This window comes from Hyphomonas sp. (assembly GCF_041398465.1).
GTDB lineage: Bacteria > Pseudomonadota > Alphaproteobacteria > Caulobacterales > Hyphomonadaceae > Hyphomonas.
This window is the reverse complement of record NZ_JAWKUS010000004.1, coordinates 359,635-377,392: the sequence shown is the minus strand read 5'-3', so window position 1 is coordinate 377,392 and position 17,758 is coordinate 359,635. Positions and strand designations below refer to the sequence as shown.

General features: G+C 63.1%; 19 protein-coding genes. 10 read left to right on the top strand and 9 right to left on the bottom strand.

Annotation, left to right across the window (positions count from 1 at the left end; genetic code table 11):
- Positions 1-36 precede the first annotated feature (36 nt).
- Positions 37-669 carry a TetR/AcrR family transcriptional regulator gene (locus tag R3C98_RS14790; protein WP_371314837.1) on the top strand — a complete coding sequence of 211 codons (633 nt, stop codon included), beginning with the start codon at positions 37-39 and terminating at the stop codon, positions 667-669.
- Here R3C98_RS14790 and R3C98_RS14785 read toward each other — a convergent pair.
- The gene (locus tag R3C98_RS14785; RefSeq protein ID WP_371314836.1) at positions 666-2,435 is read right to left on the bottom strand and encodes an acyl-CoA dehydrogenase; all 1,770 of its coding nucleotides are present in this window, start codon (positions 2,433-2,435) and stop codon (positions 666-668) included. The two genes, R3C98_RS14790 and R3C98_RS14785, sit on opposite strands and share 4 nt — an antisense overlap.
- Before the next feature lie 119 nt (positions 2,436-2,554).
- On the opposite strand from R3C98_RS14785, the gene R3C98_RS14780 reads away from it, so the two are divergent.
- The 5 genes from R3C98_RS14780 to R3C98_RS14760 are packed head-to-tail and all read left to right on the top strand — an operon-like array spanning position 2,555 to position 7,517.
- The gene (locus tag R3C98_RS14780) at positions 2,555-3,292 is read left to right on the top strand and encodes a YceI family protein (protein ID WP_371314835.1); all 738 of its coding nucleotides are present in this window, start codon (positions 2,555-2,557) and stop codon (positions 3,290-3,292) included.
- Between the two features lie 11 nt (positions 3,293-3,303).
- Positions 3,304-4,500, top strand: coding sequence for a cytochrome b/b6 domain-containing protein (locus R3C98_RS14775; RefSeq protein ID WP_371314834.1), 1,197 nt, complete (start codon positions 3,304-3,306; stop codon positions 4,498-4,500).
- A gap of 48 nt (positions 4,501-4,548) precedes the next feature.
- Complete coding sequence (locus tag R3C98_RS14770) at positions 4,549-5,487, top strand: L-threonylcarbamoyladenylate synthase (RefSeq protein WP_371314833.1); 939 nt, start codon at positions 4,549-4,551, stop codon at positions 5,485-5,487.
- 9 nt (positions 5,488-5,496) lie between these two features.
- Positions 5,497-6,114 (top strand): FMN-binding negative transcriptional regulator, encoded by a 618-nt coding sequence (locus tag R3C98_RS14765; protein ID WP_371314832.1) that lies wholly within the window; start codon positions 5,497-5,499, stop codon positions 6,112-6,114.
- On the top strand, positions 6,111-7,517 hold the full coding sequence (locus R3C98_RS14760) for an FAD-binding oxidoreductase (protein WP_371314831.1): 1,407 nt from the start codon (positions 6,111-6,113) through the stop codon (positions 7,515-7,517). Before R3C98_RS14765 ends, R3C98_RS14760 begins: the two co-directional genes overlap by 4 nt.
- On the opposite strand, the gene R3C98_RS14755 is transcribed toward R3C98_RS14760, so the two are convergent.
- Positions 7,507-8,652: an alpha-hydroxy acid oxidase gene (locus R3C98_RS14755; RefSeq protein ID WP_371314830.1), complete on the bottom strand. Its 1,146-nt coding sequence runs from the start codon at positions 8,650-8,652 to the stop codon at positions 7,507-7,509. The genes R3C98_RS14760 and R3C98_RS14755 overlap by 11 nt on opposite strands.
- A gap of 97 nt (positions 8,653-8,749) precedes the next feature.
- Here R3C98_RS14755 and R3C98_RS14750 point away from each other — a divergent pair, with 97 nt between their 5' ends.
- Positions 8,750-9,802: a proline iminopeptidase-family hydrolase gene (locus tag R3C98_RS14750; RefSeq protein ID WP_371314829.1), complete on the top strand. Its 1,053-nt coding sequence runs from the start codon at positions 8,750-8,752 to the stop codon at positions 9,800-9,802.
- The gene (locus tag R3C98_RS14745; RefSeq protein WP_371314828.1) at positions 9,799-10,101 is read left to right on the top strand and encodes a hypothetical protein; all 303 of its coding nucleotides are present in this window, start codon (positions 9,799-9,801) and stop codon (positions 10,099-10,101) included. The genes R3C98_RS14750 and R3C98_RS14745 overlap by 4 nt, the downstream gene beginning before the upstream one ends.
- On the opposite strand, the gene R3C98_RS14740 is transcribed toward R3C98_RS14745, so the two are convergent.
- Together R3C98_RS14740 and mutL are read right to left on the bottom strand one after the other, a co-directional pair.
- Positions 10,098-10,766 carry an HAD family hydrolase gene (locus R3C98_RS14740; protein WP_371314827.1) on the bottom strand — a complete coding sequence of 223 codons (669 nt, stop codon included), beginning with the start codon at positions 10,764-10,766 and terminating at the stop codon, positions 10,098-10,100. The two genes, R3C98_RS14745 and R3C98_RS14740, sit on opposite strands and share 4 nt — an antisense overlap.
- A gap of 3 nt (positions 10,767-10,769) precedes the next feature.
- Positions 10,770-12,650, bottom strand: coding sequence for a DNA mismatch repair endonuclease MutL (gene mutL / locus R3C98_RS14735; RefSeq protein WP_371314826.1), 1,881 nt, complete (start codon positions 12,648-12,650; stop codon positions 10,770-10,772).
- A 277-nt stretch (positions 12,651-12,927) separates the two neighbouring features.
- Between mutL and R3C98_RS14730 the strand changes: the two genes are divergently transcribed.
- A complete protein-coding gene (locus R3C98_RS14730; protein ID WP_371314825.1) occupies positions 12,928-13,518 on the top strand; it encodes a cytochrome c family protein in 591 nt (196 codons plus the stop codon).
- Positions 13,519-13,530: 12 nt separating this feature from the next.
- On the opposite strand, the gene R3C98_RS14725 is transcribed toward R3C98_RS14730, so the two are convergent.
- The 5 genes from R3C98_RS14725 to R3C98_RS14705 form a co-directional block, all read right to left on the bottom strand.
- Positions 13,531-14,181 carry a hypothetical protein gene (locus tag R3C98_RS14725; RefSeq protein WP_371314824.1) on the bottom strand — a complete coding sequence of 217 codons (651 nt, stop codon included), beginning with the start codon at positions 14,179-14,181 and terminating at the stop codon, positions 13,531-13,533.
- Positions 14,182-14,280: 99 nt separating this feature from the next.
- Positions 14,281-14,676, bottom strand: a complete 396-nt coding sequence (locus R3C98_RS14720) for a VOC family protein (protein ID WP_371314823.1) — start codon at positions 14,674-14,676, stop codon at positions 14,281-14,283.
- Positions 14,677-14,819: 143 nt separating this feature from the next.
- The gene (locus R3C98_RS14715) at positions 14,820-15,314 is read right to left on the bottom strand and encodes a MarR family winged helix-turn-helix transcriptional regulator (protein ID WP_371314822.1); all 495 of its coding nucleotides are present in this window, start codon (positions 15,312-15,314) and stop codon (positions 14,820-14,822) included.
- 208 nt (positions 15,315-15,522) lie between these two features.
- Complete coding sequence (locus R3C98_RS14710; protein WP_371314821.1) at positions 15,523-16,248, bottom strand: DUF805 domain-containing protein; 726 nt, start codon at positions 16,246-16,248, stop codon at positions 15,523-15,525.
- A 76-nt stretch (positions 16,249-16,324) separates the two neighbouring features.
- A complete protein-coding gene (locus R3C98_RS14705) occupies positions 16,325-17,383 on the bottom strand; it encodes an enoyl-CoA hydratase/isomerase family protein (protein ID WP_371314820.1) in 1,059 nt (352 codons plus the stop codon).
- Positions 17,384-17,487: 104 nt separating this feature from the next.
- Between R3C98_RS14705 and R3C98_RS14700 the strand changes: the two genes are divergently transcribed.
- Complete coding sequence (locus tag R3C98_RS14700; protein WP_371314819.1) at positions 17,488-17,748, top strand: PilZ domain-containing protein; 261 nt, start codon at positions 17,488-17,490, stop codon at positions 17,746-17,748.
- Positions 17,749-17,758 lie beyond the last annotated feature (10 nt).

The window sequence follows — 17,758 nt, the reverse complement described above, 5'->3', positions numbered from 1 at the left end:
AGACTAATATACGAACCAGTTGGTATGGAGTTAGCCGTGAAATCACGTGGAGAGTCGACCCGAGAACGCATTCTGGACGCCGCCAAGAAGCTGGTCATGGCGAACGGGTTTGCCGGCACATCCATCGATGAGGTGCTGAAGGAAACCGGCGTCACCAAGGGCGCCTTCTTCCACCACTTCAAGGGCAAGGCAGACCTCGCCCGCGAACTGGTGAAGCGCTACGCCGTCAACGATTTGAAGATGTTCCAGGACTTCGACGCCCAGTCACAGGCCCTCAGCGACGACCCGCTGGAGCAGGTGATCGTGTTCCTCAAACTGTTCGAGGCCTACATCTCCAATTCGGAAGACCCGGCGCCCGGCTGCATGTATGCCGTCTACACGTATGAAAGCCGCCAGTTCGATCCGGACGTGCTGGACTTCGTTTCGGACACGCTGCGCCAGTGGACGTCCATCTATGTCCGCAAGTTCCAGGAAGTGTTCGACAAATACGAACCGGCCCTGCCCGTCACGCCGCGCCAGCTGGCCGAGATGATCGTCTCCGTCATCGAAGGCGGCCTCGTCCTGCAGCGCGCCCACGGTGACACCGGCACGACGCGGCGCCAGTCTGAGCAATTCCGGAATTACCTGACCCTGCTGTTCCCGACAGCCACGGCCAACGCGGCTGCCTAGATCCCGAACAGGGCTTCGCTGCCTTCCAGGAAGGTCTGGCCGCCTTCGGTGATGCCGGGCACACGGCCGGGGGCTTCGGCGAGGGCCGTCTCGGCGAAGAAGCCGGCGAGCGCGAGGTTGCGGGCGCGGCTGGCGGGGTCCCTGGCGCGTGCGGCAACGGCTGCCTTTGTCAGGAAGTGGCCGCCGATCACGTCACCGGCGAGCGCGAGGTAAGCCGTTGCCCCGGCGAGCGCCTTGTCCTGATCGCGGTCTTTCATGGCGGTCAGCATCCAGTCCGTCGCTTCGCGCAGCGCGTCGGCCCCGGCGCGCAAACGATCTGCGATCTGGACCAGCTGCGGCTCGTTCGTGGCGCGGGCTTCGCGGATGGTCGCGTCGATGTCGCCGAGGATCAGCCGCATGGACTCGCCATTCGTGCCGGACAGTTTGCGGCCAACGAGATCGATTGCCTGAATGCCGTTCGTGCCTTCATAGATCGGCGCGATCCGGGCATCGCGGTAAAGCTGCGCCGCCAGCGTCTCGTTCATGAAGCCCATGCCGCCATGGATCTGCAGGCCAAGACTTGCGACCTCGACGCCCATGTCGGTGGACCAGGCCTTGGCAATCGGCGTCAGCAGGTCTTCGCGGAGTTTGGCCGCGTGGCGCGCCTGCTCGTCCGTCGCGGCGTCGGCAAGGTCTGCCGCGACGCCGCAGGCATAACAGATGGCGCGGGCCGCCGCGACGCGGGCGCGCATGGTCGTCAGGGTACGGCGCACATCGGCATGGTGCAGGATCGGGGCGGGGCCATCGACGCCCTGCACTTTTCCCTGCTTGCGCTCCTGCGCGTATTCGAAGGCCGCCTGATAAGCCGCCTCGCCCACGGCGACGCCTTCAAGGCCGACATTGAGGCGGGCTGAGTTCATCATCGTGAACATGCAGGCCAGGCCCTTGTTCGCCTCACCGATCAGCCAGCCCTTGGCGCCGTCATACTCCATCACGCAAGTGGGGGAGGCGTGGATGCCGATCTTCTTCTCAAGACCGATACATTTCAGGCTGTTACGCTCACCAAGGCTGCCATCCTCGCTGACAAAGAATTTCGGCACGATGAACAGTGACACACCACGCGATCCGGCCGGGGCATCCGGCAGGCGCGCGAGCACGAGGTGAATGATGTTCTCGGCGATGTCATGGTCGCCCCAGGTGATGAAGATCTTCTGTCCGCTGATGGCGTAGGAGCCGTCACCGTTCGGCACGGCTTTCGTCTTCAGCGCGCCGACATCGGAACCGGCTTGCGGCTCGGTCAAATTCATCGTGCCGGTCCAGTTCCCGGCGACGAGGTTCGGCAGGTAGGTCTGCTTCTGCGCATCGGTGCCATGGTGCAGCAGCGCCTCGATGGCGCCGAAGCTCAGCAGCGGGCAGAGACCGAACGCCATGTTGGCCGAGTGGATCATTTCCATCACGGCCAGCGCGACGGCCTTGGGCAGGCCCTGGCCACCCCATTCCTCCGGCGCCGACAGGCCCATCCAACCGCCGTCGCGGAACTGGGCGTAGGCCTCGGCAAAGCCCGGCGCGGCCTTCACGCCGTCTTCGGTCAGCACTGCACCCGTTGCATCACCGGATTGGTTCAGCGGCGCCAGCACATCACGGGCCAGCTTGCCCGCTTCTTCCAGGATCGGCGCAATCAGCTCGGCATCATAAGCCTCGAAGCCCGGCAGGCCTTCCAGCTTGGGCAGACCGGCAACGGACTGCAGCGAAAAGGCCATGTCATGGATCGGGGCTTCATAGGCCATCAATTTATCTCCGATTACGCATAAGTGATATTGGCCTCAGGCTTTAGCGTGCCTGTGGCGACTGTCCAGCGGTGCACTATACTGTGCGTCAACCTGACCAACAGAAGGCTCATCCACCTATGCGCACATTCCTCCTTTCCGTTTCTGCAATTGCCCTTGCCGGTTCCATGGCCGCCTGCGGCGCGCCATCAGCCACCGATTCTGCTCCGGCTACCCCGGAAACCACCGTCGCCGAAACAACAGCAGGCCCTGCAGATGCCCCGGCGCCGGAACTCGGCCCGGCCGGCACTTATGACCTCGACCCGACCCACGCGTCGCTGACCTGGACGGTCAACCATTTCGGCCTGTCCAACTATACCGCCCGCTTCACCGGCCTCTCCGGTACGCTGGTGTTCGACCCGGCAGACCTGTCAGCCAGCGTGCTGGACGTGACCATCGACCCGGCCTCTATCGAGACCGACTACCCGTTTGACTTCAAGGCCAGCCACCCGGACAGCCCGTTCGACACATTCGATCAGGAAATTTCCGAGAGCGACGCCTACTTCAACGCTCCGGCTTTCCCGGCCATCACGTTCAAATCCACCGACGTCACCGCGACCGGCGCAAATACCGGCACCGTCACCGGCGACCTGACCTTCCGGGGCGTGACCAAGCCGGTGACGCTGGACGTGACTTACAATGGCACCGCCAGCTTCCCGTGGGCGCCGGACCAGCCCAAGATCGGCTTCTCGGCCACCGGCACGCTGAAGCGCTCCGACTTCGGCATGGACATCCTCGTGCCGAATGTCAGCGACGAAGTGGGCTTGCTGATCGAAGTCGAATTCGCCAAGGCAGCAGAAGCCAGCGAATCTGAATAAGGCTCACCCCCATGCATGCTCCATCCTCAAACCGTTACACGGTCGTCGCGATCCTCCTGCACTGGGCAATCGCGGCCCTGATCCTGTTCATGATCTGGCTGGGATGGAACATGGAAGACAATGAAGCCCGCTTCCAGCTGCACAAATCGATCGGGATTGCGATCCTGTTCCTGAGTGTGGCGCGGGTGCTGTGGCGGTGGCGCAATCCGCCGCCGCCATTGCCCGATGACATGACACCGTGGGAGAAACGCCTCTCCCACGGCGTTCATATGGGCTTCTATTTCCTGATGATCGCCCTGCCGCTGCTTGGCTGGCTGCTCGTCTCCACTTCCAGATTCCAGGTGTCCACCGTCCTGTTCGGCACGGTCAGCTGGCCGCACCTTCCGTTTACAGAGGGCCTGCGGGGCGGGGTGGTTCACGAGGTGACCGAGTTCCTGCACTCCAAGGGCGCCTGGGTGCTGATCATCCTGCTGGGCTTGCACGTCGCGGGCGCGATCAAGCATGAAGTCGCCGCCGAACAAGGCGTGTTCAAGCGGATGATCCCCGGCCTCTTCGGCCGTCCGCATTCGCCGCCACCGGCCCAGGGCTACGCCATCGCCTTCGGCGGCGCTGTGCTCCTGTTTGCAATCATCGCGGCAGTTCCGCTGATGAAGTCCGCACCGCCTGCACCGAACGGCCCCGGCGCAACAGGCGCCGTTTCGGAAGAAGCGGGCAATTGGGACATCGACACAGAGACATCCGAAATCGCATTCTCCGGCACATATCAGGGAAAGCCGTTCTCTGGCACATTCGGGCGCTGGGACGCGACGGTCCTGTTCGACCCCGAAGACCTTGAAGGCTCCACCGTTGCGGTCGAAGTCCAGCCGGGCTCGGCCAGCACGGGCACCAAGCTCTATGATGACACGCTGCAAAGCGGGGAATGGTTCGATACGAATACGTTTCCGGTGGTGAAGGTCAGCCTGATCAATTTCGAGGCCTCACCCGAAGGCGGCTACACGGCGAAAGCCTCGCTGCTGGTGAAGGAGCAGGCCGTCAATGTTCCATTTGATTTCAGCCTGATCATAGACAGCGACACCGCGACCTTCGAGGGCACCACAACACTCTCCCGCGCGGCCATGAACCTTGGCCAGCAGTCCGACCCCGGCGGAGACTGGGTCGCAGACGAGGTCACCGTCACCGTCAAAGGCACTGCCACCCGCAAGGAATGATGCACCAGCGGCTTCCTGCCGGGCGGGACGGGTGCTAAGGCGCGCCTCATGACAGCGATTGTGCCCATCCAGCCCGGAACGCTCAGCCTTGCCGCCATGCATCTGCGCGGCGGCGGCCTTGTCGCCATGCCGACCGAGACCGTCTACGGCCTCGCCTGCAATGCCGCGAACCCGGATGCCGTGGTGCGCCTCTACGAGGCCAAGGGCCGCCCGCGCTTCAATCCGCTGATTGCCCATGTCGCGAACATGGAGATGGCGGAGCAGGAGGCTGTCTTCTCGGATCAGGCGCGCGAGATCGCCGCGAAGTTCTGGCCGGGGCCGCTGACCATGGTCCTGCCCGTCGCACCGACCGGCACCGTCAGCGACATTGCCCGCGCGGGTCTCGATACGATCGCCCTGCGCATGCCTGCCCATCCCGGCGCGCGTGCGCTGATCGAGACGTTCGGCAAGCCGCTGGTTGCGCCCTCCGCCAACCGGTCCGGCCATGTCAGCCCGACGACGGCGCAGCATGTGAAGGAAGACCTGGACGGGAAGGTCGACCTGATCCTCGATGGCGGCCCCTGCGAGCGCGGCATAGAGTCGACCATCGTCAGTTTCGTTGGCGAGCGCCCTGTCCTGCTCCGCGCTGGCGCGCTCGAAACCTCCGCACTTGAGGCAGCGCTCGGCCAGCCGCTGATCGCCCGCGAGGAAGCTGACGGAATCTCCGCCCCCGGACAGCTGAAGAGCCACTACGCCCCAAACGCCCGCGTGCGCCTCAATGCCGACGCGCCGGATCCGGGTGAGGGGTGGCTCGGCTTTGGTGACACTCCCTACTCCGGTCTTAATCTTTCGGAGGCCGGCGACCTGCGCGAAGCCGCGAAGAACCTATTCGCCGCCCTGCGCACGCTCGACACGCAGTTCGACTGCATCGCCGTCGCCCGCATCCCGGACGAAGGCCTCGGCGAAGCCATCAATGACCGTCTCGCCCGCGCGGCCCACCGGGATTAGGATCAGGCCATGCACCCTGCCCGCCGTTTCCACGTCACAGACCCTGCCGTCCTCCGCCAGCGTATCCTCGATCATCCGTTCGCGGTGATCAGTGCGGTGAGCGATGGCCAGCCAGTTGCCGCGCACGCCCCTGCTCTCCCCTGCGGGGAAGGGGAGGCCCTGTCCCTGCGCTTCCACCTGTCGGTCGCCAATCCGGTGACCAAGGCCCTGTTGGCCGGCAGTCCGGCGCTCGTCGTCTTCACCGGACCGCACGCCTATGTCTCCCCGGACTGGTACGGCATCGACGATCAGGTTCCGACCTGGAACTATATCTCCGTCGAGGCGGCTGGCCCGGTTACCCGGCTGGACGATCAGGCCATGCGCCAGCTGATCGACGACATCTCCGACCATTTCGAAGCAGGCCTCGCACCGAAGCCGGTCTGGAAGACGGCCAAGATGACGCCCGCCCGGCTGGAGGCGCTCTATCGCGGCCTCGTGGCGTTTGAACTGCGCCCGGAACGCTTCGAAGGCATCGCCAAGCTGAACCAGGACAAACTGGCCAGCGCCCGCGCCGGAGTGATCGACGCGCTGGACGCGACAGAAAGCGGCTTCGCGCTCGCCGCGGAAATGCGTAAACTGGAGCCATGACCCAGACGCTGCCCCCAGATTTCCTCGCCGCCCTCAAGGACACGCTCGGACCGCAAGGCTGGAGCGAAGACCCGGACGTCCTGTCCGAACACGCGCAGGCCTGGCGTGGTTTCCTGCAGGGCGAAACGCCTATCGTGGCAAAGCCGGCCAGTACGGAAGAAGCCGCTGCGCTGGTGAAGCTGTGCAGCCAGCACGGCGTCGCGATCTGTCCGCAGGGCGGCAATACCGGCCTTGTCGATGCGGGCGTGCCGCATGGCGAGATCTGCGTCTCGATGCGCCGCATGAACAAGATGCGCAGCGTCGATGTGTTCAACAATTCCATGGTGGTCGAGGCGGGCGCCCCGCTGGTGACGGCGCAGCAGGCCGCAGAAGACGTGAACCGGCTGTTCCCGCTGTCGCTTGGCTCCGAAGGAACGGCCACGATTGGCGGCCTGATCTCCACCAATGCCGGCGGCGTCGCCGTGCTGCGCTATGGCATGATGCGTGACCTGCTGCTGGGCATGGAAGTCGTGCTGCCGTCCGGCGAGATCTGGAATGGCCTGTCTGGCTTGCGCAAGAACAATACGGGGTACGACCTGAAGCACCTCTTCGCAGGCGCCGAAGGCACGTTGGGCCTCGTCACCGCTGCGACACTCAAAATGTTCCCGAAGGTGCAGCGCGCCACGGCTTGGGTGACCGTGGAGTCCACGCAGGACGTGATCGCGCTGCTCGCCCATGTCCGCGAGATGGCGGGCGACACAGTTACCAGTTTCGAGATGATCCCGGCCAATGCGGTCGAGATGGTGCTGGCCGACATCGAAGGCACACGCGACCCGCTGCCGTCAAACCTCGCCTGGCGGGTGCTGATGGAAGTGTCCTTCTCGGACGAGGCGATGGCGCGCAAGACGCTGGAGACGGCGCTGGAAACAGCCTTCGAAAAAGGCCTGATCCAGGACGCGGCCCTCGCCGAGAGCCTTGCCCAGGCAAAGGCCATGTGGATGGTGCGCGAGACGATCCCGCTGTCGAAGCGCGCCTATGGCAATTCGCTGAACCAGGACATTTCCGTGCCGGTCAGCAAGATCCCCGCCTTCATGGACACCTGCAATGCCCGCATCGTGGACAAGCTGCCATCGGCGGACTTCGTCATCTTCGGTCATGTCGGCGACGGCAATTTGCATTACTCCGTGATCGAAGCTCCGGGGAAGACCGGCCTGAAGGAAAACTTCGAGGCGCTGACGCGGATCATCTATGACACGGTGATGGAGTTCGATGGTTCGATCTCCGCCGAACATGGTGTCGGCCGCCTGAAGCGGGATGAGCTGGCGAAATTGCGCCCGCAGGCCGCGACGGATACGATGCGCGCCATCAAGAAGGCGCTGGACCCCAAAGGCATCATGAACCCGAACCGCGTCGTCAGCGTCTGAGGCGCAGCAGCGTTTCATCCAGGTCCGCAAGGCGCGGCACGCCAAGCAGGCCGAGGCCGCGCTCGACATCATCCTTCAGGATCCGGATGGCGCGGGCCACACCTGCTTCGCCGCCCGCGGCCAGCCCGTAGAGATAGGCCCGCCCGACGGCCACGCTGGTCGCGCCGCGCGCAATCAGTTTCAGCGCATGGCTGCCCCGGCGCACACCGCCATCGGCGATCAGTTCGATCTTCGGATCGATCGCTTCACGCACTTCGGGGATGAGATCGATCACCGGCACAGACGTGTCGATCTGGCGCCCGCCATGGTTCGACAACCAGACAGCGCTGGCGCCATGCTCCACCGCGCGCACCGCGTCTTCGGCCGTCGAGATGCCTTTAACAGCGAACGGACCGCCCCATTCATTGGCCATCCATTCGGCGTCTTTCCAGGCCATGCTGCGATCGAAAAGATTGTTGATCGTACCCATGACATCGCCGCCGCCTTTCTGCTGCGCGAAGTTGGCCGGGCCGATCCTTGAACTGGAGAGCATGTCCCAGAGATAACCGGGCTTGGCCAGCGCCTGCGTCGCGGTCTTTGAATTGATTTTCGGCGGGATGGAAAACCCGTTGCGTGGGTCACGCTCCCGATAACCCGCCACCGCCGCATCGACCGTCAGCACACAGCCGACAAAGCCCGCCGCCTTTGCGCGCGCCATGAACTCCTTCACGACGCCCCGGTCTCTCCAGACATAGATCTGGATGATCTTCGGCACGTCCGGCGCGGCGGCGGCGATGTCTTCCAGCGTCTGGCTGGCGAGCGTGGAGGCGGAATAGGCGATGCCGGCCTTCTGCGCCGCGCGAGCGACGGCGAGTTCGCCTACCTTCGGATAGAACAGGCGAGACGCCGCCGTTGGCGAAATGAAGAACGGCATCGGGTTCTTCTGGCCGAACAGCGTAGTGGACGGGTCCAGCTTTGTGACATCGACCAGAGAATTCCACTGCCATTCATAATCGGCATACCGATCAACCGCCCGGCGCAGCGTGATCTCGTCTTCCGCCCCACCGTCGATATAGTCAAACACCATGCGCGGCAGGCGTTTTTTCGCCAACGTTCTCAAGTCGTCGATATTGATTGCGGATGCAACGCCAGCCACGGCACACTCTCCCTTGTCCGAAACCCATTGATTTCGTTTTACGGCCCGCCTCATCAGGGATAGGCTCATTGAAAACAGGTAAGCTCAGGGGGCCACCATGCGCAAGCTTCTGCCACTCGCTATTTCCGCGCTCATTGTCGCGGCATGCACACCCGCCGCACCGCCGGAAAGCCCACCCACCGGGCCTGCGGAGACCGCAACGCCCGCAGCTGACACGCCGGAAACGGCGCCGGAGGAAGCGGGCGTCCGGATGATCCCGATCTCCACATCCAAGGGCGATTTCAAGGTCTGGACCAAACAGGTCGGTGATAATCCGCGCATCAAGGTCCTGCTGCTGCATGGCGGCCCGGGCGGGACGTATGAGTTCTTCAAGCCTTTCGAGGACTACTTCCCGGAGGCCGGGATCGAGTTTTTCTATTACGACCAACTCGACTCCTATCATTCCGACCAGCCGAACGACCCGGACCTCTGGACCATCGAAGCCGCCGTCAGCGAAGTCGACCAGGTGCGCGAAGCCCTCGGCCTCGATGCGGACAATTTCTATCTCTACGGCCAGTCATGGGGCGGCATGCTCGCCATGGAATATGCATTGGCGCATCAGGATCACCTGAAGGGCGTGATCATCTCGAACATGATGGCCAGCATCCCGGCCTATAACGAGTATTCGAAAAACGTCCTGCAGCCGCGGATGGACCCAGCGGTGCTGGAAGAAATCCTCGGCTATGAAGCCGCCGGAGACTTCCACAATCCGCGCTACATGGAATTGCTGATGAACCACTATTACACCGAGCACATCCTGCGGCGGCCGGTGGAGGAGTGGCCCCCTGAAGTGATCGGCTCGTTCGAGCACATGAACGGAGAAAAGTACCTGGCCATGCAGGGCCCCAGCGAAATGGGCGCAGGCGGCTCGCTCGTGAACTGGGACCGGCTGGCCGACCTGCACGAGATCACCGTGCCGACGCTGGTCACCGGCGGGCAGGAAGACACGATGGATCCGGCGTATATGGCGAAGATGGCAGACGAGATTCCAAATGCGGAACTGGCGATCTGCCCCGATGCCGGGCATCTGACCCAGTACGACAATCCGGATTGCTACTTCACCGCCATGATCGACTTCATCGAAAGCGTTGACCAGGGAGAGACCGAATGACGAAGCGCACCCTCGCCGGCCTGGCCTTTCTCGGCACCCTTTCCGCCTGTGGCCCGATTGGCCCCGGCCCGATCACCGGCGGCCCTTGCAGCTACGAGACGTCAATCGTCACAGGCACGGTCACGGAAGTCGATGAAGACGGTGCTCTTCTGACGGGGGAAGAGGGGGAGTTCTGGGTCCAGGCCAGCTATCTCGGTACGCTGCCGGAAGTGGGCGACACGCTGACTCTTCAGCGTGAACGCATCACCGAGGGCACCTGCACGCCGGAAATCTATTCCCCGGTCAGGCCGGACAACTAACCGCTCAGCGCAGCAGAAATCTCCTGATGCGAGGCAAACACATCGTGCGCACCGGCATGTGCGAGCCGACTGGCCAGTCCCGCATCTGCATGGCCGCCGCCGGTAAAGCCCCAGGCCGTCATGCCTGCGGCCCGCGCCGCCTTCACGCCGTTCACGCTGTCTTCGATGACAAGGCAGTTTTCGGGGCGCGCACCGATACGGTCTGCTGCCAGCAGGAACAGGTCCGGCGCAGGCTTTCCATTTGCGACGAGGTCTGACGAATAGACATGTGGGGCGAAGGTCTCATGCAGGCCGGTCAGTTGCAGCTTGCGCACCAGCTTTTCAGCTTCGGAAGATGACCCGACAGCGATCTTGCCGGAGAATGCCGCGACCACGTCCATGACGCCTTCAATGGCGGTCAGGTCGGTTTCATAGCGCTTCCAGTTATTGGCGTGCAACGCCGTCCCGAAATCATCAGGCAGGGTCAGGCCAGCCGCTTTGGCATCGGCGGCCAGGGCGATGTGGAAGTCACGATTGTGCAGACCGACGAAGCGCTGGACGAACGCCTCGAACTCATACTCCAGCCCCCATTGCGCAAGCATCTCCCGCTCGCACTGGATGGCGATGACTTCGGAGTCGACCAGTACGCCATCGCAGTCGAAAATCAGGGCTTCGAAAGCAGGCATGTCTCAGCGGCGTCCGAACAGCTTTTCGATGTCGGCGAGCTTCAGCTCCACATAGGTCGGACGGCCGTGATTGCACTGGCCGGAATGGGGCGTCGCCTCCATCTGGCGGAGCAGCGCGTTCATTTCCTCGCCATTCAGGCGCCGGCCGGAACGGACAGAGCCGCGACAGGCCATGTTACCCATGACCTCTTCGAACCGCTCCTTCAGGGCGAGGCCCGCATCGTATTCGGCGAAGTCGTCGGCAAGGTCGCGGATCAGGCCAGCCGCATCCATCTCCCCGAAAAGGGCGGGGGTCGCGCGCACACAGACAGCACCGGAACCGAAGGGTTCGATTTCGAGGCCGAGCTCTGCCAGTTCCTCCGCACGCTCCACCACGCGAGCGGCCTCATCCTCGGTGAGCTCCACAATGTCCGGGATCAGCAGCGCCTGCCGCTTTACACCACCGGCTGCCATCTGGCGCTTCATGTCCTCATAGACGAGGCGCTCATGAGCGGCGTGCTGGTCGACAATGACGATGCCGTCGCGCGTCTGGGTGATGACATAGGTCTCGTGCAATTGCGCGCGGGCAACGCCAAGAGGGAAGTCGTCCGTGGCCGGTGTTTCCGGCTCGACACGTGCGCTCGGCGCCACATCGCGCTCATGTGCATCTGGCGTGTAAGGCGCTGCGGACTCCGCCCAGCCACCCGGCGGTGGCGCGGGCTCATAGCTCGATGGCGGGCGAACCGGCGAAATACTGGCGGGGTTGTAGGCAGGCCGCGAAGCGAACAGCGCGCCCGTCGGCGCACCTTCCGGACGCGCCTTGCCGAGGGCATAGCCAGCCACCGTGGTCGATGCGCGGTGTCCGGCGTCCGCCAGCGAGTGCCGCAGCGCGCCAATCATCAGGCCACGCACATTCCCGGCATCCCGGAAGCGGACTTCCGTCTTGGCCGGGTGCACGTTCACGTCCACGTATTCAGGATCCAGCTCCACGAACAGCGCCGCCAACGGGTGGCGGTCGCGTGCCAGGAAATCCTGATAGGCCGCTCGGATGACGCCATTCAGCATCCGGTCCTTCACCGGACGGCCATTGACGAACAGGAACTGCATCTGCGCATTGCCGCGGTTCAGCGTCGGCAGGCCGGCAAACCCCTTCAGCGTCACGCCTTCGCGTTCCGCCTCGATCGGCACGGCATTTTCGCGGAAGTCCCGCCCCATGATGGCGCCGAGACGGGCAAGGCGCCCGGCTTCACCCTCGGCCTCCGCTGCATAGCGCAGCAGATTGCGGCCATTGCTTTCCAGGCTGAAGGAAACGTGGGGATTGGCCATGGCGAGACGTTTGACGACATCCGTCACGGCCATGGTCTCCGACCGCTCACCCTTCATGAATTTGAGGCGGGCGGGCGTTGCGTGAAACAGGTCGCGCACTTCGATCCGCGTGCCGGTCTCGCCGCGCCCGGTAAAGGCGGCGGGCCGGGGGCCCTCGATGCGGCCCGCCTCGATGAAGACTTCCGCCGCCTCTTCGCCCGCCGCGCGCGACGTGATCGTCATGCGGCTGACCGAGGCGATGGACGGCAATGCTTCGCCGCGAAAGCCCATCGTGTGAATGTTCAGAAGGTCCACTCGGCCATCATTGCCGGGCGTCAGTTTGGAGGTGGCGTGACGGTCCAGCGCGAGCAGCAGATCGTCCGCGCTCATGCCGCAGCCGTCGTCTTCAATCGTGATCCGCTTCAGGCCGCCCGCCTCGATGGCGACGGCGATGCGCGTGGCGCCCGCGTCGAGCGCATTCTCGGCAAGTTCCTTCACGGCCGCCGCAGGGCGTTCAACCACTTCACCGGCTGCAATCCGGTTCACGACATCGGGCGGCAGCTTGCGGATCTGGGGACGGGGGCGCACGGAATCAGGCATGCTGCAGCTTACCGTGCCGGGCCGGTTTTGTCCCCCGGCACGCGGCAGGTGCGCGCCCTGCCCATCCCTGCGGCAATAAGCCAAAAACTGTATGAAATCAGTGCGGTGACGAGGGATTTTCCCCACGAATACGGCCTTCCGCAGGACCGTTCAACTGTTGTTACGCTCTGTTTTCAAACACTTTTTCGGACATTTCACCCCCCTGTTGTCCTCGTTTGCATTGTCAGGCGAGAAGGACCAGTATGCGCATGAATTCACAGTCTGGGGCCTTGATTCTATGCGACTTTCTCTCGTTTCCGCTTCTCTCATCGTTCTCGCCGGCATGACCGCAGCCTGCGGCGGCTCTGGTGACAGTTCCGCACCTGCGGCGCCTGCCGCTGAAACACCGGCCGCAACGCCGGCGCCGGAAGCTGCCCCTGAGGCCACTCCGGAAGCCGAAGCACCAGCCGCCGAAACGCCTGTCGAGCCGGCCGCCGCGCCAGCCGCAGACGCCTCCGCAAGCGAAGGCTCGCCGGAGTTCGCAAGCCTCCCTGCGCCTTACAACACCGCAGACTATGCACGCGGCCGCCGTACGTTCAAACTCTGCCAGTCCTGCCACACCACGGCTGAAGGCGCCGGCGCCCTGGTCGGCCCGAACCTCTACGGCATTTTTGGCCGAGAGGCCGGCACGTCCGAAGGCTTTGCGTATTCGCCAGCCCTGCAGGAAGCCGACTTCATCTGGACGCCTGACAAGGTCGACCACTGGCTGGAAAATCCGCAGACCTTCCTGAAAGGCAACCGGATGACCTTTGCCGGTGTCCGCCGCCCCGACGACCGCACGGCTGTCATCGCCTACCTGATGACCGAAACGGGCTATACGGGCGAGTAAGCCTTCCGGCGATCAGCGGCGAATGGTTACGGCGAGCAGCACAGCCTGCTCGTCGAACTCGCCGCCGAGCTCCTCCCGGTACCCTACCGACACATCCGCAGCAGGGAAGTGGTAGCCGATCTGGGTCTCGGTCTTGATCGAGTCCGCTGACTGGCGGCCGTATTCCAGCCAAAGCTGCTGTGTGGTGAAGAAGTTCGCGCCAAGGTCTGATCCGTAACCGAACTCGAACCGCTGCCGGTCGCAGCCGCCTTCCTGATGGATCCAAGCGGCATCCGCGAAGACATAATAGTTCTGGCCCTTGAAGACGCCGCTGCGCCCGGCGGAGAGACGCGCCTCACCTCCAAGACCTTCACAACCGAATACCCCGGCCAGCGTCGCGCCTTGCAGCACCGCGCCCTCCGCACCGATCGCCCAACCCTTGTCATTTGCCCAGAGCTGGCGCCGCGCAGAGATGCGGTAGGCGTCCTTGTCCTGCGTACCGCCATCATAGCGCACGCTTTCCGCCTTGGCCGTGACCATCCATCCACCGCCGAGACCATATTCGCCGTAGAGATCACCGCGCCACCCGTTCTCGCCGTCCAGCCTTTCGGTGGAAACGTTGGCGCGCGCATAGATGTCACCGTGCAACTGCGCCCATGGCCCGGCTTCCGCCGAGCCAGCCATGATGAGCGCGCAGGCGCATATTCCCCTCAATCCCCGCATGACACTCGTCTAACGGGGATTGAGGGGAGCGCCCAGCAGAATCTCCTGAGGGTTGACGCGCTATAAGTCCCAGGAGGCGTTCTGCAGGACGATCCGGTATCCGTCCGGGTCTTCGAAGGTCACGCCCTTGTCGTCCCAATAGGGATTGAAGGCCGGCACCGGCTCGAACCCGGTCGCGCGCAGGCGACGGTAGACCGCGTCGAACCGGTTGCGCTGTGGCAGGTAGAAGACAAGGAGATTGTCCTCGGTCGGCGCGCGGCCCGCAATGTGGCCATGCGCGACCGTAAACTCCAGATGGTAGGGCGCCTCCGGATGGCCGAGCATCACGCCATCGAAGTCCGGATCGCGGAAAGAGCCGAGTTCGTGGAACCCCAGCCCATCACGATAGAAGGGCATCAGTGCATCCAGATTGTCCGTAGGCCGCGCGATACGGATGATTGCCTGCTCGAGGGTCATGGCAGTGTTTCCCTGTGAATGTCAGGGCCGCCTTGTCGGACCTCAACCTAGGTTCAGGTCAAGAAGAATTCTGCATCTCCCAAAAACAAAAACCCCCGCACGAGGCGGGGGCTTTCTCCCAGGGGTATTTACCGGACCGCTTCTTAGAGGCGGAAACGGATCTGGTCGGACCAGAAGCGCTCAAGGCGCGTGATGGTCTTGTTCAGCTGCGAGAGGTCGTCAGGACGCACGCTGGCCGTCGGCTCAAGTGCATTGGCCTGCTTTTCGAAAAGCTTGGCAACGCGGGCACGGACTTTCATGCCACGTTCGGTCAGGCGAAGCGTCACGGTGCGCTTGTCGTCTTCCGAACGCGTCTGGATGAGATAACCGCCTTCCTGCAGCTTCTTGACGTTGTAGGACAGGCTGGTGCCGGCAAAAGCGCCGCGAGCACGCAGGACCGAAGCCGGAGCTTCCCCTTCGCCAATTTCGTAGATCAGAAGCGCCTGGACACCCGTCAGCGAACGCTCGCCGCCACGTTCCAGATCGTCTTTGACAACATCGTGAAGACGACGGTGCGCTTGTTCAAGAAGAGAGAGAGACTTCAGGAAAGACTCGCCCAGGCTCAGTTCTGCAGTTTCCTGCATTTCAGCAATCATCATTTCAACCACCACTCAACTTTTGTTGTAGTTTGAACAGAACTACACGAGCTATCCTAATAAACTGATAAGCATGTTGGTATTGAGCAAGTCGTTAGTTAATATTCGCCGGTTTTGATTAACCGTTACTTTTACGAAACAATTTTACTTCTGATTCACGAATTCCTCCCGCGCAGGCTATGTGCGCGTGCATTCGTCTTTTCAGTCTGGCTCAGTTGAAGGCTGAAGCGGCCGGGTCGTATTTCGGGCTCGGTCCGTGGACATTCGACTCCGGACGAGAGTCGATCAGCATAAAGACAAAGATCACCAGCCAGCCGATATAGGGCACCCAGGTGATCAGGTAGAGCCAGCCGGAAAGGTCCTGGTCATGCAGCCGCCGCACCGTCACCGCAATGGACGGGATGATCTGGAACAGGAACCAGAGCAGCGTGAGCAAGGGAATGAAGTCACCGCCGCCATAGATGATGGCGCTCAGAATGATGTCCAGAATGAACACCGCGATATAGGCCAGTACGTTGAAAAGCGTATAGCCCCAGTATTCCTGACGCCGGGCGCGGCCGGTGAACTTGAAATAGTTCTTCGTGATGCTGCGGATGAAATAGGTCCAGACGCCATCGCCCGGCACGGCGGGCGGCTTGCTGCCATAGGCCTGCCGTGGCGCCTGAACTTGAGGATATGGCGGCTGGATCGTCTCCACAGGCGCTGCAGCGACGGATGGCATAGGCGCTGGCGCTGGTGCAGCGGCCTGCGGCGCGGGGCCGAGCGCATAGATGTCCCGTGCTTCATCGCCGAGGCCGATGAAATCCACCTTCTGACCGGAGGCCAGGGAACTGCCGCCCCGCACCTGCGCCTGTTCATAATTATAGCGGACACCATCGTCGCCAAGGATAAGCCCTGGCCCGTCTGCGCCATCTGCTTTCAGAACCTGTCCACGCATTTGCCCTGCCCCAAATATTGTGCCCCGAAGACTATCGGGAATACTTGACCGGTTTGTCCAGTGCTTTGGCGAGGACTCAGAACGTCAGTTCGTCCTCACCCAGCGGCTCAAAATACTTGCCGACCATTTCAGACGTGACGCCTTCTATCGTCTCAGGTGACCATGCGGGCGCATTGTCCTTGTCGATGATCACCGCTCGCACGCCTTCCTGGAAGTCGTGGCTCTGCACCTTCCGCCAGCCGATCCGGTATTCCATCTGCATGTTCTCGCGGAAGGTCTTGCAGCGTCTGCCTTCACGCAACTGGCGCAAGGCAACCTTGATCGTTTCGGGAGACTTCGACCGCAGCGTCTTCACTTGGGCGAGCGCCCAATCGCTGCCATCGGCCTCCAGCGCCGCGACGATCTCTTCCGCGGTGTCGAAGGCAAAGCATGTGTCGATGACAGTGCGGTGCTCTTCAAAACTGCCGGCCGGGATGGAATGGGTCAGCGTGCGCAGGATCTCGTTCAGCATCTCTGCCGCGCCGACCGAGAAGTCCGCCGAGGCGATCTGCTTCATCAGGTTGGGCACGAGTTCGGACGGAAGGAAATGCGTCGCCACACGCGCCGCCGCCACGTCCACGCCCTTCAGACGGTCCCCCGTGAGGGCGAGCCATGTGCCGAGTTCCCCGGCAAGACGCGGCAGGAACCAGCCGCCGCCCACATCCGGGAACAGGCCAATGCCCGTCTCCGGCATGGCGAACAGCGTCCGCTCCGTCGCAATCCGGTGGGAGCCGTGCACCGAGAGCCCCACACCGCCGCCCATGGTCACGCCGTCCATGATGGCCAGCACGGGCTTCGGGAACTCATCCAGCGCAACATTCATCCGGTATTCGACGGCGAAGAACGCCCGCGCCTCGGCCGCATCGCCTGCCCCGCTTTCGGCGAGCATGCGGATATCGCCGCCCGCGCAGAAGCCGCGCGTGCCTTCCTGGTGATCGATCACCACAAGATTTACGGCATCATCCCCTGCCCACGCCTTCAGGGCGTCGAGGATCGCCGCACACATCGGCGTGTTCAGCGCATGCAGCGCGGATGGCCGGGTCAGCGTGATACGGCCTACGCCGCCTTCGACCCGGATGGAAACGTCTTCAGTCATCAAAACCCCTCACTCAACCCTGAAATTTTACAAATAAAACGCGCGCGCTGTTAACCCGATTCTGGCATCTAAGTGGCGTTTCGCACAGAGGGGGAGTCTGGCGAATGTATGCGTTTGAGGTGGAAGCCCTCGATCGCAGGGAAGTCCGTTGCCAGGTAGAGGCAGTCGGACGTCTCCGCATCGGGTGGCGAAAATGGGTGACTTGCGAGATCCGCGATATCTCGTGCGGCGGTGCGCGCATCGCTGTGGCCGAAGGTGTGGACCTTCCGGAGCAATTCGTGCTGACCTCCTGTCTGTTCGAAGGCGAGCGGGTCTGCCTGCGCCGCTGGGAGTGCGGCAGCGAGACCGGCGTCGAGTTCATCTGACCGGCCTCAC